Below are 14,558 nucleotides of genomic sequence, written 5' to 3'. Positions count from 1 at the left end.
CTGATAAATTAATGGCTATTTGTAGTCACGTGGTGGATTCTATGAGCGAATTGATTACCGCGAAAAGCTTAACGACGCAACCCCTATCCAGGAATGCGGGATGCGACCTTGAGTTAGCCTTCATGCCGAGAGTCCTTTACCCTTTGGTTCCCGGGAGAAATTGCATCTCTTACGAAATCACGAATTCCTTCACAGCACCTTATCGCATCTGAAGCCATTTCATTCGTTACATCAATCCCTAAATATCTAGCCTTAATGGGATAGTCGTTCAGATCCTCGCAATATTTTCGGATTTGATCTGGAATGATCATTCCTGCTGACTCTAATTTATCTGCTATAGCTTCCAGATCGTGTGACCTAAACTCCGCAATTCCTTTATAAAACACTAGAGATTTCAAAAACTTCTCGGCAGAAAGAGATGCGGTAAATGCAACAAGTTCAGGATTAACACCGCTATCCGACACTAGTTTGGCTGCTATTAAATCTTTTTCTGCCCCTCCATACCAAACATTGTAGTCATCGCTCATAAAGTACGATTCCCTCCCTCAAAACACTTTCATAAATCGTAGACTTCCTAAAATCTTCGTTCGTACAAATAAGCAAGTCTAGATCAACTATAGGAAATTTACTTGAGTGCCGCCTTCCCGCCCGTATGTTTGAACGAATATCTTTACTATCTTCTTCTACTAAAATAAGGATATCAAAGTCGCTGCTGGCGCCTGAATCCCCGCGAGCTCTTGACCCGAACAATACGATCCTCTCAATATTTTCAGGGTCCCTCTCTGCATAAATGTCTGCTATGATTTTCGCCAACTGTAAATCTTCGGGCGAAGCTTTATTCGTACGTACTACAACCTCACCAGAACTTAGGTCAGCATAAAGATGGCCCTCTCTCAGGCCATACTCGTTAAATAGCTTTTGGAGCTTCTCCTTCATCTCCTGAGGCACCTTTTCGATTCCCATAATACCACCTCAATCCACGCATCCCATGCGGGATGCGAACTGTCTGGATAACCATTGTTTCCAAGATGCCGAGATCTCATCCACGCATCCCACGGGAGGGTGCGACTATCTTTATTATATAATTATATACTCGCGTAAGCATAAAGTATTTCAATCCACGCATCCCATGCGGGATGCGACCAAGAAGCGTTATCCGAACTTCGACGTTAGTGCCATTTCAATCCACGCATCCCATGCGGGATGCGACGAAAGGCGCTCAACAAGCGGCTGCACCAGCGATCGAATTTCAATCCACGCATCCCATGCGGGATGCGACAAAAGTAAAATACGGTCGTGTCATCACCGGGGAATTTCAATCCACGCATCCCATGCGGGATGCGACCCTACTGGCTGCGCGGGTGGGATTACGACGAGCATTTCAATCCACGCATCCCATGCGGGATGCGACAAACGTTTCAATTTCTCCCCAATTCGATCCTGTATTTCAATCCACGCATCCCATGCGGGATGCGACTTTATTTGGTTTATGGGCCGCCGCTCGCCGGCAAATTTCAATCCACGCATCCCATGCGGGATGCGACGGGATGTCATATTTCGTCAAGGCCAAGCTTTACGATTTCAATCCACGCATCCCATGCGGGATGCGACAGCTTGTCGTTGGTACAAACGTCATCATGGGGCCATTTCAATCCACGCATCCCATGCGGGATGCGACGAAAGCACTCTTTGACGACTTAGCGGACTTGGAAATTTCAATCCACGCATCCCATGCGGGATGCGACGTATATCACGCCAGCCAATTCCGAACCGAAACAGGACATTTCAATCCACGCATCCCATGCGGGATGCGACCATGATTGGTTTCCTCCTCGACTTGCGGCGTTTTAGATTTCAATCCACGCATCCCATACGGAATGCGACCTTATCTGTCCGTTGACGCAGAAGGGAAAATCATTTCAATCCACGCATCCCATACGGAATGCGACCGAGGTAACGCTGTACGCCGTCACGATGCCCGGATTTCAATCCACGCATCCCATACGGAATGCGACGGCTAAGGACGCCCATGCAGAGCTTGCGGTGATCATTTCAATCCACGCATCCCATACGGAATGCGACCACGGCGGCAACGTGGCTCTGGGACAACGTGCTATTTCAATCCACGCATCCCATACGGAATGCGACACTGTGTAACTTGCTCCTCGCAACTGCTTGCAATATTTCAATCCACGCATCCCATACGGAATGCGACTTTTATGGGGTTCGACATTTCTGGCAGGTGACCATTTCAATCCACGCATCCCATACGGAATGCGACTCATCAGGGCAAGACTTAAGCTTCAACAGCAGGATTTCAATCCACGCATCCCATACGGAATGCGACAATCGTTCGGAAGTATGAAGGGAGTGGAAACTATGCATTTCAATCCACGCATCCCATACGGAATGCGACTTTCTGCTCCGTCCAAAAAGGCGGAAAGTTTGGCAAATTTCAATCCACGCATCCCATACGGAATGCGACGGAGGACTTGCTGCGGAAACGGTTCTCTCTCGCAATTTCAATCCACGCATCCCATACGGAATGCGACGGCGAGCGCCTAGGGAAGGCGCAGGCCAAATGGATTTCAATCCACGCATCCCATACGGAATGCGACCCGCTACTTGGAAGAACGCAATAAATCCATCATTATTTCAATCCACGCATCCCATACGGAATGCGACAGCGATTTTTCGCCTAATATTCCCCAAAAATACATGTATTCGTGAATATAATGGCGCTATTATCGCAAATATAAAACCAAATAGTGTGAATCCGCCAGTCGGATATCCAAATTTTTGCAGAAATTTGGTGCGAATCCCCCGGGAAAATCATGTGCGCTTCACATTCGCACCACAAGATATGTACGGCTCTGAACGGCCAAAAAAATAAAACCGATGCTCTATTTTAGCGTTCCGTATCATCGAACGTCAACAAAGCCTGTTCCCTTCTGATGCATCTAAACCGGAAAAAAGAAGCGTTCAATCCACCTTGAACCGATACCCCGCCCCCCAGACGGTGTCGATGTACGAGGGACTCGCCGGAACCGACTCCAGCTTCTCGCGGATTTTGCGAATATGGACGGTCACCGTGGAGCTGTCGCCGTTCGCTTCCAGCCCCCAAACCTTCTCGAACAGCTCTTCCTTGTGAAAAACCCGATTCGGATGCTCCGCCAAAAAAGCGAGCAAGTCGAACTCTTTGGTCGTCAATAATATTTCATCGCCGTTCACGAATACGCGTCGGGCGTTTTTGTCGATTTTGAGGCCCCGGATGGCGATTTCCGCCCGGCGGCTTTCCGCCGGCTTCGCCAGCCGCTCGTAGCGGGACAGGTGCGCCTTTACGCGCGCCACCAGCTCGCCCGGGCTGAACGGCTTCGTCATGTAGTCGTCGGCGCCGAGGCCGAGGCCGCGGATTTTATCGATATCCTCCGTCCGGGCGGACAGCATGATGATCGGAATTTCCCGTTCCGCCCGAAGGCGGCGGCAAATTTCGAAGCCGTCCATGCCCGGAAGCATCAGATCGAGAATGACGAGATCGTAACGGCCGTTCAGCGCCTCGCGCAGTCCGCCGTCCCCCGTATGCTCCATTTTGACCGAGTAGCCGCCGATTTCCAGGTAATCCCTCTGCAATTCGGCGATGCTCGTATCGTCCTCAATGATCAGAATGCGCTGCATCGTTCATCCGCCCTTCCGTCCCGTTTGCCGTTCCCGCTCCCGGCTTCGGCAGCGAGAAATAGATCGAGGTCCCCTGACCCGGCGCGCTCCGCGCCTCCACCCGGCCGCCGTGGCCTTCGATAATTTGCTTGACGATGGCAAGTCCCAATCCGCTGCCTCCCTGATCCGAATTGCGCGCCGGGTCCGCCCGGTAAAACCGGTCGAAAATATGCGGCAGCGCCTTGGGTTCGATTCCGCGCCCGTTGTCCTCCACCTGCACGACGAGCCAGTTGCCGGCATCGCCGACCTTGATGCGGATTTGGCCCGGATTTTTGTCCATATATTTCGCGGCGTTTTCCAGAATATTCGTTACCGCCCGCTTCAGATGGCTCCGGTCCGCGGGAACGCGCAGCGTCTCCAATTCGTCCGGAACGGCCAGCCGGCACTCGATTCCCCGCTTCTCCAGGTCGATCGCCATCGCGTCCGCGCATTCCCGCAGCAGCGCCGCGATCTCGACCGGCTCGAATTGAAAGGACAGACGGTTCAAGTCCAGCTTGGAAAACAGGAAAAGCTCGTCGATCAGACGGTCCATTTGCTGCGTTTTGGCGTGGATCGTCCGCAAGTAGCGGTCCAGTTTTTCCGGCGTGTCGGCGACTCCGTCGAAGATTCCCTCGACATACCCCTTGATCGAAGAGATCGGCGTTTTCAAATCGTGGGAAATGTTCGCGATCAGCTCTTTGCGATTGTTTTCGTACTGCATTTGCAAATCGACCGATTGCTTCAGCCTTCTGCGCATATCGTCGAACGACCGGCTCAAATCGCCGAATTCGTCCCGGCCGGACGTATCGATGCTTACGGCGAGATTGCCCTCCTTCATTTCCTTCGTGGCCCGCATCAGCTCGCGCAGCGGCCGGATGATGCTGCGGGAGACGAAATAGGTCAGGAAACCGTTCGTCAGCACGAAAATCACGAGCATGGCCAGGAACAGCCAGGGAACGGATTCGCCCAGGAAGTCGGCCAGAAAGTCCCCGAACACATACAGGTCCATGACGACAAAAGCGCTCCCCTCCCGGCCGTCCGCAAAAGGGATCGTGATCTGGTCGAACAGCAGCCAGCCGTCCAGAATAAGCATGCGGCTCTCGACGGTATCGGCGGCCAGCTTTTCGAGCAGCTTCGGAAGCCGCGCCGGTTCCGGCTCGTATTCGAGGGACGGCGATACGAACGCGGGCTCCCCGCCCCGCACGACCACAAGCCCCATATTGATCTGCCCGAGCCGGTCGTCCAGCTCCTGTTGCGTCGCGGGCGCCAGCATCCGGGACGGATCGGTTTCCGCGTGCTGCCGGATGTCCGACACGACCGCTCCCTCTTGCCGCAAAATGGCCTGCACCGGATTGCCCTCGTACCGATCGAGCCGGTAAACCGAGCCGAAATGCTCGGCGAACGAGCCCAGCATAATGAGCAGCGCAAAGCCCGACAGCAGCAAAGGCACGGCCAGCATGAGCAGATAGGACAGCAGAAGCCGCAACCGAATCGACATGTTTTCCAACCCCTATAACTCTTTCTTGTCGAACAGAACGTAACCGGCCGTAAAAAAAATCAGCCCCCATGCCGCGAGCAAAGCGAAGATGCCGGTCAGCTGCGGCCATGCCGTCGGGCCGTCCGTCCACAGAAGGTGCCAGTCGGTATAGTGTACCGGCAAATAGGCGGACACGGCAGGCACCAGCAGCACGCTAAGCTTCAGCAGCGCGTACAGGACGATGAGAACGGCCAACGCGCCCGTCGTATTTTTAAAAAGCTGGGCCACGAAAGCGGCCATCGCGCCGAGCACCGTCATCGGCAGCACCGATGCGGCAAAAGCCGTCGCCGTCGGCAAAATGCCGGCCGCCCAATCTTCCCTCCCCTGCAGCAGCAAGGCCGAAATCAGCGAAAAAAGGAGACCGACAGCCGTATACAAACACACCGAGAGGAAAATCGCGCCGATCTTCGCCGCGTACAGACGAAACCGGTCGACCGGCCGCGTCAGCGCCGTTTTCAGCGTTCCCGCCTCCGCTTCGCCCGTAAACAGGTCGACGGCGGTCATGAACGCGATCAGCGGCAGCAGAAACGAAGTGAACAGCCAGAGCACGCGCATCGGCAAATCGCCCGCGCCGACGAAGGCAAGGCCGTAGCCGGCCTGCACCCGGTCCAGCGTCAACGCCGCGCCGACCGGAACGAGCAGGCAGAGCGCCAGGAAAAACAGCGATTTTCGGCGCAAGGCGAGCTTGAACATCTCGTTGACCAGGCTTGCTTTCAGGGCATGCATACGTTTTCCACGCTCCTTTCGTGCCGAATCCGCTCCAGAAAATAGGCTTCCAGGGAACCGGCTTCGGCCAGCAGCTCCGGCATGGCGCCTTCCGCGATCATATTCCCTTTATACAGGATTCCAACCCGGTTGCATAGCGTTTCCATCTCGTGAACGAGGTGGCTGGACAGGAAAAACGTAATTTTCTCCTCCCGGGCCAGCCGGCGCATCAGCTCGCGCATGTCCGCCATGCTTTCGATGTCGAGCCCGTTCGTCGGCTCGTCGAGAATAAGCAGTTCCGGCCGGGACAGCAAGGCGCTTGCAAGGCCCAGCTTCTGCTTCATGCCGAGCGAGAAGTTTCCGACCTTTTCCTTGGCATAGGGGGCAAGCCCGGTCAGCTCCAGCACTTCCCCGATCCGGGACCGCCCGATCTCCGGGTAATATCGCAGCGCCAGCTCCAGGTTCCGGCAGGCGCTCATATAGTCATAAGCCGCCGGCGCCTCGATCATCGTTCCCGTGCGCTTCATCGCTTGCTCGTAACGCTCGGCCACGTCATTGCCGAACAGCACGGCCGTTCCGCGATCCGCCCGGCTCAGCCGGACGATCGCCTTCATCGCCGTCGTCTTCCCCGAGCCGTTCGGCCCGAAAAATCCGTAAATGTCGCCCCTTCGAACCTGAAGCGACACATTTTCGATGCCGCGCCCGTTGCGGTATTTTTTCGTCAGTCCCTTTAGTTCCAACACGATTTCGTCCCGGGGCTCCGTCAAGTTTCCGTTCACTTCGCTCGCCTCCTCTTATCCTCAAAGCTCGTTATATCTGCAGCCTGATTAGGTCTACAGCCTGCGCCCGGCCGGAAAGAGGAGAGAAGCTTTCGCTTCCGTCCTCTGTTTCCTCTGCGCCGCAGCGGGGATTTCCGGCCGCGCCGGTATCGTTACGCACCGCGCGCGCCGGCTCCCGGCACGCGGTGTTTCGCTGCATGGCGGCGGTCGGCCGCTTACGCAAACCGGAGTCAGGGCTGCTTCGTTCCGAACCCTTAGTCGTTATCGCGATCCGGAATGACTTCCACGTTTTTTCCCGTCAAATCGATCTTGTCCGGCACCGTGCTGTTGATGTCCGTCGTATCGAGCGCCAGGTCCAAAACGACCGTATGCTCCTTTCCGTCCGCATCCTTGCCGGAGTACGAGATGGCGATATCGTGCTCCGTAATGCCATAGTCGGGATCGGCCACCGCGTTCATCACGATGCTGTCGATCCGGACGTCGGACGAAAGCTCCGGCAATTGGCCGACGACGCGCTCCCACTCGTCGAACGCCTCGTCGCCCGGCTCGCCGTCCTTCGGTTCCTCTTCGTCGTAACGCGACATTTCCGTGATCAGCAGCGAGCCGACGGCGTTGACCGCGGCCGGAATGCGGCTTCCGGTCAGCTCCACCCGTATGTTGGACGTATCGCCGACTCCCGGCGTCTCCACGAAATACTGCTTCATGTTGCCGACCAGCGCGTCGATGACGTTTTCCGTCGTTTGGCTTATTTCGGTCGCCTGATCCTTCCATTCCTCGCGGTCTTCGGTCTCGCCCTCTTCGGAGTCGTCGCTGACGTAATACGTCTCGCTTCCGGCCGATTTCAGCACCGTCCGTTCCCCTATTCCGTACGCCTCGTAACGCTCCTCGCCGTTCAGGCCGCTTACCTCGACAATCGCGCTCGTCGCATCGGACGCGTCGTCGCTTTTGATGACCGAGCGCACGTCCAGCAGCTTCGAACCGTTGTCCGTCAGCGTCACGTTTACCAGCCGCGTTTCGTTCGATTGGGTCGCCGTCTGGCGGAGCGCTTCCTTGTACGTGTCGTAACCCGGCGTGCCGCCGACTCCGGCGAATGCCGTCGATACGATCATCAAGCTCCCTACCGCCAAACCTGCGCCAATCCATCCCGTTTTTTTCTTCATTTTCGATTTCCTCCTTAAATGTTGTGCGGAAAGGTTTTTCGCTTCCCATGACTTCATCGTAAAGGAGGTTCCGAAACTGCCGATAAACCGCTCATTAAAAGAGGAGAAACAATTTATTAAGAAAAGATTAATTGGGGGGATCAAAAAAGGCGAGCAACTGTTGGTGCCACATCCGCTCCGGCAGCGCCGTTATCCCGCCATGTAGTGCACGGGGTGCACCACATCCGCTCCGGCAGCGCCGTTATCCCGCCATGTAGCGCACGGGGTGCACCACATCCGCTCCGGCAGCGCCGCTTTCCCGCCATGTAGCGCATGGGGTGCACCACATCCGCTCCGGCAGCGCCGCTTTCCCGCCATGTAGCGCACGGGGTGCACTACATCCGCTCCGGCAGCGCCGTTATCCCGCCATGTAGCGCACGGGGTGCACCACATCCGCTCCGGCAGCGCCGCTTTCCCGCCATGTAGCGCACGGGGTGCACCACATCCGCTCCGGCAGCGCCGCTTTCCCGCCATGTAGCGCACGGGGTGCACCACATCCGCTCCGGCAGCGCCGAAGTCTCTGCCTCGAACGCCTGCGCGGACTTACAAAAAACGGCCGAAACCCGCGCGAACCGCGGGCCGGCCGTCGTTCCGGGATAAAGCCGCTAGGCGTTTTCCCACTTCTCTTTGAAAAACAGCTGGTACGCTTTGACCGCCAAAATTTTCACGATCATGTAGCAGGGGATGATGATAAGCATGCCGATAATCCCGGCCAGGTCGCTTCCGATGAGAACGAGCACGATCGTCGTCAGCGGGTGAATGTCCAGCTGCTTGCCGTAAATGTACGGCGCGATCAGATTGTCCTGGATTTGCTGGGCGAGCAGGATGATCACCAGCGACCAGAGCGCGATCGTAGGCGATTCGATGAGCCCGATGATGACGATCGGAATCGCCGACAGGAACGCTCCGACGAACGGAATGAAATTCAAAATGATGGCGATGACCGTGAGCAGCAGCGCGTACGGCAGGTCGATCAGGATAAACCCGATAAACATGAGCACGCCGAGCGCCAGATTGGCGATAACCCTGCCGATAATATAGCCGCTCAGGGCGTTGTCGATGTCGCCGACGACTTCGGCGGCATCGCCTTGAAATCGCTTGGGCACGGATCGGACGATCGCTTTGCCGAACTTGCCGCCTTCTTTTAACTGATAAAACAGAATCACCGGAAAAATAAACAGAATGACGGCAATGTTGGAAATGACGGATATCAGGCTGGTGACGTAATCCGTCAGGAAGGTGAACCCTTTGTTCAAATACTCGGTCACCTGGGAGATCACGCTCGTCCCTTCCGGGATGAGCCCCGAGAACACTTCGTTTTGCTCCCATTCCTGCAGCTGCCTGCTCAAAGCGTTGAACAAATCCGGCGCGCTTTCGACCAGATTGACGAGCTGCTCGCGAAGCGACGGCCAAACGCCGACGATGAACCCCGCCAAAATGAGGGCGATCACCAAATAAATGAGCAATATCGCGGCCGTCCGGTTCATTTTGTTCCGGGCGAGAAAATCGACGACGGGCCTTAGCAGGTAGTAGAAAAAAGCGGACAGCATCAACGGAACGGTAATGACGGTAAAAAGCGAAATCACGGGCTTGAAAATGAAATCGACCTTCGACCCCAAATAAAGGATCACAAGCAGCATAATGATGCCGAAGCCCAATTGCGAAAACTTTGAAAGTTTGATCATCCTATTCCCCCGTCATCTCCATATGTCCTGTTCCTATCATACAGGTCATTCCATTTACGTGTCGACCAAAGCTGCGGTTACATTCGATTTTAGCCAAAAAAAATCCCGATGACACCTGCGGTCATCGGGTAATGCTTTTGATGGAATTTATCCCTTCACGGATCCGGCCGTCATGCCCGCCACGATCTTTTTGTTGAAGAACAGGAACAGGAGGAGCGGCGGAATCGTAATGAGCAGGATGTTCATGAATAGCAGGTTGTACTGGGAGACGAACTGGTTCATGAAGTTATACAGGGTCAGCTGCACGGTCGCGTTTTTCGAGCCCGGGAAAAAGTAGAGCGGATTCGTGAAGTCGTTGAAAATCGTAACGGACGAGGTCACGATCACGGTGGCGGTAACGGGCTGAAGCAGAGGAAGGATCATCCGGAAAAACAGCCGGAACCCGCCGCAGCCGTCCATGATGGCCGCCTCGTCGATTTCGCGCGGAATGGTGGCCATGAAGTTCCGGTACAGCAGCACGCCGAACGGAAAGCCGAGCGCCACCTCGACCATGACCAGGCCGGTCATCGTCTTGAACAGCCCGATGCCGTCGAGCACCCAGATCGTCGGAACGATCGCGGGAGGAATGATCAAGCCGGCCAGCACGAAAAACGTAAGCCAGGGCGTGAGCCGGTCTTTTTTGCGCTGCATGACGAACGCCGCCATCGCGCAGACGACGATGAGGACGGCGATCGACAGGACGGTCAGCAGCGTGCTGTTGTAAAAAGCCAGCAGCAGCATGTAGTCGCGCGCCGTCACCACTTCCCTGACGTTGTCCCACAAATGGACGACGGACGGCCAGGCCATGCTCAGCTCGGACGCTTCCTTCGGATCCTTCAGCGCGTTCACCGCGACGAAATAGAGCGGCACCCAGAAAATGACGACGGACAGCAGCACCGCGACCGTTTCGACAACCAGCTTCCCGAGTTTCCGGTTCATAGGTCGACCTCTTTTCGGTTCAAGTACGCGGAGAGCGGATAAGCCAGCACCGTCACGAACAGAAACAGGATGACGTTGCCCGCGGTCGCCAGCCCGTAAAATCCGGCCTGATACTGCTTGTAAATGATGGAAGCGATCAAATCCGTCGCGAAGCCCGGCCCGCCCTTCGTCATCGTCCAGATCAGATCGAACGAGCGCAAGCCGCCGATGAACGCCAGAATGATGACGGTATTCGTCGCCGGACGACTGAGCGGAACGATAATGCGCCAAAATTTATCGAACGCGTTGCCGCCGTCGATTTGCAGCGCCTCGTAATAATCCGACGGAATCGACATAATGCCGGCGATATAGATAACCGTCGCGAATCCGACGCCTTTCCATACGTCGACGAGCGCGTACGCGAGCATATTGCGAAAAGCCGATGCTGAGCGAAGGCTCCTGAAAGAAGGTAGCGAAGTTCTGAAAGCCGATAAACTCCCAATCCGCCAGCGTCCACCTCGTCATGCTGAAGAAGAAGGACATGACGGTGGGCAAAACAGCGGCGGAACCGAAAGCGCTATCATTGCGAAAAGCACGCGGCTGCGAATGCGCCGGAAGCAAAGCCTGGCGAAAAAAGGACGCAAGCGATCGTTCAAGCGTTTACTTTCCCGTACGGCCGGGAGCGGATCGGCCGTCCCTTACGGTCGTCGTATTCAGCAGGGGACGATTCGATCCGGCCCATGAACGCGGCCGCACGTCCCCGCTTCGATTGTAACCTCGTACCGCCCGTTTGCGCACGCCTTAATTTCGCCTTCGCGGCAAACGGAGGCCAGGCGGTTCCCCGCCGCACCGGGGACGCCAGCCGCTAACAGGCGCGAGCTTGGCCGATATGCGCGCCGGGCGGCTTGCCCGGCTGGGAGCGGTCGGGCTGCGCGCCGGGCGGCTTGCCCGGCTGGGTGCGATCGGTTCGGCCAAAACAGCTTTTCGCCGCCGCCGATTGTCCCTTTTCCGGTCCAAACCGGGTTCCTCCGCGTCCTTCGTTGGAAAACATCCAGCGAGGAGCGGGGGAAACGCGAAAAACTCCGGCTATGCTGGAAAATATCCAACGAAAATCGGCGTTTGGATCCCATTCCGGACGAAAAGGCTTTTTTTCATTGGATAAAATCCACTGTAACTCTTCGTTCTCGTGCGCCGGGCGGCTTTTCATTGGACAAAATCCACTGAAGTTAACACTTGTGCCGAATGGGATTCCACGCTCAACCAAGACGCGTCTCCGATCCGGGACTGCGCTCGCGCTGACAACTGGCGGCAAAAATCCGGCGCAACCGATTGCGGCAGTGCCGAAGTCTGTTACTATAGGGAGGAAACGTCTTAGAGAGCGTTTACTTCACCAAAGGGGTTCTGAGAAAACATGTGGCTTTTGTACGCAGCGGCCGCAGCCTTCTGTTTCGGCATGCGCGCCATTTTGTACCAGTGGTCGTCGCGCAAGCCGCTTGATCGCAATCTGATGCTGTTGGGCGTTTTTTTGTGCGGCACGATCCTGACGCTGGCCGTCAACGCCTTCCTTGGGCAGCCGTGGACCCGGGGCGCGATGACCGGCATGGCGATGGGAACGTTCTCGTTCGTGGCCAACATGGCGATGTACCGCGGCTTCGCCGTCGGCAAAGCGTCGCTCGTCGCGATCATCACCGCGCTGCCGCCCGTCGTCGTCGCGGCCGGGGCGTACGCGCTATGGCACGAAACGCTAAACGTCTGGCAATTCGGCGCGCTCTGCGTCATCCTGCTCGGCATTATCGTCATTCGTTACTCCAACGATCTGAAGCTGTCCAATCTGAAAGGAGCGCAATGGGCCGTTCTCGCGATGCTCGGCTTTGCGGCCAACGACTTGTCGTCCAAGCAATCCCAGCTCTGGAGCGCGGAGGTGCTTCCTACGCTGACGACGATGTTTGCGACGGGTTCGCTGCTGTTTTTCGCGGTCTGGTTCAAAACGTCGGTACGGGAAAAACCCCGGGCCGCGGATTTGGATTCGCCGGAAGCCACGGCATCGGTCGCCCGCTCGGCCGGGTCGACGGCGAGCGCGGCCGCGGAGACGAAGGCGGCTGCGGAGACGAAGGTGCCCGCTGAGACGAAGGCGGACCCCGGACGACCGCCGCGCTGGCCGGCTTGGCGTACGCTTCTGTGGGGCATGACGGTCGGCTTGACGAACGCTTCCGGAATGATGCTTATCCTTCCCGCGTTCAAGTTGGGCGCGGCCGGACTCGTGTCCGCCGTCATCGCCACGAACGTGCTGCTCATTCTTCTGTTTACCCGCTTGTTCCTGAAGGAACGGTTCACGCGCCCGCAGCTGCTCGGCATCGGCGTCACCATTGCCGGTGTGCTCCTGCTGCGGTTGATGGAATAGCCGCAGACGTTCAGGCGCTTTGCGGGTCGTTTCATCGGCTTTGCCGGTTCAAGTTCAGTATCGCGGTACGGTAAGGCGGGACGAAATGTTGAGATGAGTCGCCACGACTCAACTGGGGCGATCCATGCGTGCGGAGGCGGCGAGATGAGTCATTTTTACTCAAATGCGTTCGGCTATAGGCACAGAGCGAGGCGAAATGAGTCGCCACGACTCAACTGGGGCGATCCATGCGTGCGGAGGCGGCGAGATGCGTCATTTTTACTCAAATGCGTTCGGCTATAGGCACAGAGCGAGGCGAGATGAGTCACCACGACTCAAATGGAGCGATTCCATGCGTGCCGAGGCGGCGAGATGAGTCATTTTTACTCAAATGCGTTCGGCTATAGGCACAGAGCGAGGCGAAATGAGTCGCCACGACTCAACTGGGGCGATCCATGCGTGCGGAGGCGGCGAGATGAGTCATTTTTACTCAAATGCGTTCGGCTATAGGCACAGAGCGAGGCGAAATGAGTCGCCACGACTCAAATGGAGCGATCCGTACGGGCAGGGGCGATCAGATGTGTCACTTTGAATCAACCGCGTGCGGCCATAGGTGCAAAACGAGGCCAAAATAGCAAATCCCCTCCGGGGAGGCATGCGTGCCATTCCGGAGGGGATTTGCTATTGGCGGCTTATTGCCGCAGCGTCTTCAACGCGCCGCTCCATGCCACCACTTCATCCAGCATCGCGTTGACATTCGTCAGATGCAGCTCTTGCGGCTTGAACGTCGTGTAGTTTTCGAAATCGGTAAACAGCGACAGCGTCGGGTGCGTGCGCACGTCCGCGATTTTCAATTCGCCGCAAATGCCGCGAAGGTGCTCCGCCGCGCGCGCGCCGCCCGTCGATCCGTAGCTTACGATGCCCGCGGCTTTGTTGTTCCAGGCCTCGCGTGCCAGGTCGAGCGCGTTTTTCAGCGCCCCGGTAATGCTGTGATTGTATTCTTGAACGATGAAAACGAATCCGTCCAGGCTGGCCAGCTTTTCGTTCCAGGCCGCGATTCCCGGCGCGTCGGCTTCCCCGAGAAACGGCAGCTTGAAATCGGCGATATCGACGATCTCATAGTTCGCATCGCCGCGCTTGTCCGCGATCCCTTTCACCCATTCGCCCACCTGCGGGCTTACGCGGCCTTGGCGCGTGCTTCCCAAAATAATGCCGATGTTCAGTTTTGCCATTGTTTGTTCCTCCTCGTTCGCTTTTTTGAATATTTTATCCAACAAACCCATAACCTACACCATCATTCCCGAAAACTTCATATAATTACTTTTTGTTAGTTATTATATAAATAGAATTTAGTGGTGTCAAGTTAGTTTTTTGAGAGATAGTTGGACGCTCGAGTTTGAAGGGGCGGATCGTTCCGAAAAAAAGCTGCGAGCGGCGAGCCGCTTGCAGCATCTTACAATCGATTCATTTAGCAATTAGACGTTGGCGATGCCGGGCTCCTTCGCGTCATGCTCCAACAGCGCCGCGGATGGCCTGAATGCTTTCCGCCCGGCTCGTCGGCGCTCTCGGCGCGAAACGGCCGTCTCCTAGGCCTTTCAAAATTCCCTTCCCGATCCGGCTTAT

General features: G+C 56.4%; 13 protein-coding genes, 1 pseudogene and 1 CRISPR repeat array. Of the genes and pseudogenes, 1 reads left to right on the top strand and 13 read right to left on the bottom strand.

The genetic code is table 11. The features are described 5' to 3' along the window. Positions 1 to 113 precede the first annotated feature (113 nt). The 11 genes and pseudogenes from B7E11_RS14360 to B7E11_RS14310 form a co-directional block, all read right to left on the bottom strand. Positions 114 to 527 carry a HEPN domain-containing protein gene (locus B7E11_RS14360; protein ID WP_080835795.1) on the bottom strand — a complete coding sequence of 138 codons (414 nt, stop codon included), beginning with the start codon at positions 525 to 527 and terminating at the stop codon, positions 114 to 116. Next, positions 517 to 963: a nucleotidyltransferase domain-containing protein gene (locus B7E11_RS14355; protein ID WP_080835792.1), complete on the bottom strand. Its 447-nt coding sequence runs from the start codon at positions 961 to 963 to the stop codon at positions 517 to 519. The genes B7E11_RS14360 and B7E11_RS14355 overlap by 11 nt, the downstream gene beginning before the upstream one ends. A gap of 147 nt (positions 964 to 1,110) precedes the next feature. After that, positions 1,111 to 2,685: direct repeats of the CRISPR family, unit length 33 nt; unit sequence ATTTCAATCCACGCATCCCATACGGAATGCGAC. 297 nt (positions 2,686 to 2,982) lie between these two features. Beyond that, complete coding sequence (locus tag B7E11_RS14350; protein ID WP_080840823.1) at positions 2,983 to 3,675, bottom strand: response regulator transcription factor; 693 nt, start codon at positions 3,673 to 3,675, stop codon at positions 2,983 to 2,985. Next, the gene (locus tag B7E11_RS14345) at positions 3,653 to 5,191 is read right to left on the bottom strand and encodes a sensor histidine kinase (RefSeq protein WP_080840822.1); all 1,539 of its coding nucleotides are present in this window, start codon (positions 5,189 to 5,191) and stop codon (positions 3,653 to 3,655) included. The genes B7E11_RS14350 and B7E11_RS14345 overlap by 23 nt, the downstream gene beginning before the upstream one ends. A gap of 12 nt (positions 5,192 to 5,203) precedes the next feature. After that, the gene (locus B7E11_RS14340) at positions 5,204 to 5,956 is read right to left on the bottom strand and encodes an ABC transporter permease (RefSeq protein ID WP_080835789.1); all 753 of its coding nucleotides are present in this window, start codon (positions 5,954 to 5,956) and stop codon (positions 5,204 to 5,206) included. Further along, positions 5,944 to 6,714 (bottom strand): ABC transporter ATP-binding protein, encoded by a 771-nt coding sequence (locus B7E11_RS14335; protein ID WP_245809729.1) that lies wholly within the window; start codon positions 6,712 to 6,714, stop codon positions 5,944 to 5,946. The genes B7E11_RS14340 and B7E11_RS14335 overlap by 13 nt, the downstream gene beginning before the upstream one ends. 254 nt (positions 6,715 to 6,968) lie before the next feature. After that, positions 6,969 to 7,874 carry a hypothetical protein gene (locus tag B7E11_RS14330; protein ID WP_080835786.1) on the bottom strand — a complete coding sequence of 302 codons (906 nt, stop codon included), beginning with the start codon at positions 7,872 to 7,874 and terminating at the stop codon, positions 6,969 to 6,971. A 644-nt stretch (positions 7,875 to 8,518) separates the two neighbouring features. Further along, the gene (locus B7E11_RS14325) at positions 8,519 to 9,598 is read right to left on the bottom strand and encodes an AI-2E family transporter (RefSeq protein WP_080835783.1); all 1,080 of its coding nucleotides are present in this window, start codon (positions 9,596 to 9,598) and stop codon (positions 8,519 to 8,521) included. Positions 9,599 to 9,745: 147 nt separating this feature from the next. Beyond that, positions 9,746 to 10,576 (bottom strand): carbohydrate ABC transporter permease, encoded by an 831-nt coding sequence (locus B7E11_RS14320; protein WP_080835780.1) that lies wholly within the window; start codon positions 10,574 to 10,576, stop codon positions 9,746 to 9,748. Beyond that, positions 10,573 to 11,113, bottom strand: a pseudogene (locus B7E11_RS14315) (carbohydrate ABC transporter permease); the annotation flags it as partial. The gene B7E11_RS14320 and the pseudogene B7E11_RS14315, both read right to left, overlap by 4 nt. Before the next feature lie 307 nt (positions 11,114 to 11,420). Then, positions 11,421 to 11,819 carry a hypothetical protein gene (locus tag B7E11_RS14310; RefSeq protein WP_139787203.1) on the bottom strand — a complete coding sequence of 133 codons (399 nt, stop codon included), beginning with the start codon at positions 11,817 to 11,819 and terminating at the stop codon, positions 11,421 to 11,423. A 147-nt stretch (positions 11,820 to 11,966) separates the two neighbouring features. Here B7E11_RS14310 and B7E11_RS14305 point away from each other — a divergent pair, with 147 nt between their 5' ends. Continuing rightward, the gene (locus B7E11_RS14305; RefSeq protein WP_080835773.1) at positions 11,967 to 12,956 is read left to right on the top strand and encodes an EamA family transporter; all 990 of its coding nucleotides are present in this window, start codon (positions 11,967 to 11,969) and stop codon (positions 12,954 to 12,956) included. Positions 12,957 to 13,627: 671 nt separating this feature from the next. Here the strand turns inward: B7E11_RS14305 and B7E11_RS14300 are convergent. Together B7E11_RS14300 and B7E11_RS30995 are read right to left on the bottom strand one after the other, a co-directional pair. Beyond that, on the bottom strand, positions 13,628 to 14,218 hold the full coding sequence (locus B7E11_RS14300) for an NADPH-dependent FMN reductase (RefSeq protein WP_080835770.1): 591 nt from the start codon (positions 14,216 to 14,218) through the stop codon (positions 13,628 to 13,630). Between the two features lie 223 nt (positions 14,219 to 14,441). Next, positions 14,442 to 14,549, bottom strand: coding sequence for an S-layer homology domain-containing protein (locus B7E11_RS30995; protein WP_425430076.1), 108 nt, complete (start codon positions 14,547 to 14,549; stop codon positions 14,442 to 14,444). Positions 14,550 to 14,558 lie beyond the last annotated feature (9 nt).

The sequence above is a fragment of the Cohnella massiliensis genome (assembly GCF_900169535.1).
GTDB lineage: Bacteria > Bacillota > Bacilli > Paenibacillales > Paenibacillaceae > Cohnella > Cohnella algarum.
Note: the sequence above shows the minus strand (reverse complement) of the source record. Positions and strands in the feature narration are given on the sequence as shown.

Coding starts and splice junctions, on each gene's coding strand:
- B7E11_RS14360 (WP_080835795.1), bottom strand. CDS start 527: ATGAGCGATGACTACAATGTTTGGTATGGAGGGGCAGAAAAAGATTTA.
- B7E11_RS14350 (WP_080840823.1), bottom strand. CDS start 3,675: ATGCAGCGCATTCTGATCATTGAGGACGATACGAGCATCGCCGAATTG.
- B7E11_RS14325 (WP_080835783.1), bottom strand. CDS start 9,598: ATGATCAAACTTTCAAAGTTTTCGCAATTGGGCTTCGGCATCATTATG.
- B7E11_RS14320 (WP_080835780.1), bottom strand. CDS start 10,576: ATGAACCGGAAACTCGGGAAGCTGGTTGTCGAAACGGTCGCGGTGCTG.
- B7E11_RS14355 (WP_080835792.1), bottom strand. CDS start 963: ATGGGAATCGAAAAGGTGCCTCAGGAGATGAAGGAGAAGCTCCAAAAG.
- B7E11_RS14340 (WP_080835789.1), bottom strand. CDS start 5,956: ATGCATGCCCTGAAAGCAAGCCTGGTCAACGAGATGTTCAAGCTCGCC.
- B7E11_RS14345 (WP_080840822.1), bottom strand. CDS start 5,191: ATGTCGATTCGGTTGCGGCTTCTGCTGTCCTATCTGCTCATGCTGGCC.
- B7E11_RS14305 (WP_080835773.1), top strand. CDS start 11,967: ATGTGGCTTTTGTACGCAGCGGCCGCAGCCTTCTGTTTCGGCATGCGC.
- B7E11_RS14300 (WP_080835770.1), bottom strand. CDS start 14,218: ATGGGTTTGTTGGATAAAATATTCAAAAAAGCGAACGAGGAGGAACAA.
- B7E11_RS14330 (WP_080835786.1), bottom strand. CDS start 7,874: ATGAAGAAAAAAACGGGATGGATTGGCGCAGGTTTGGCGGTAGGGAGC.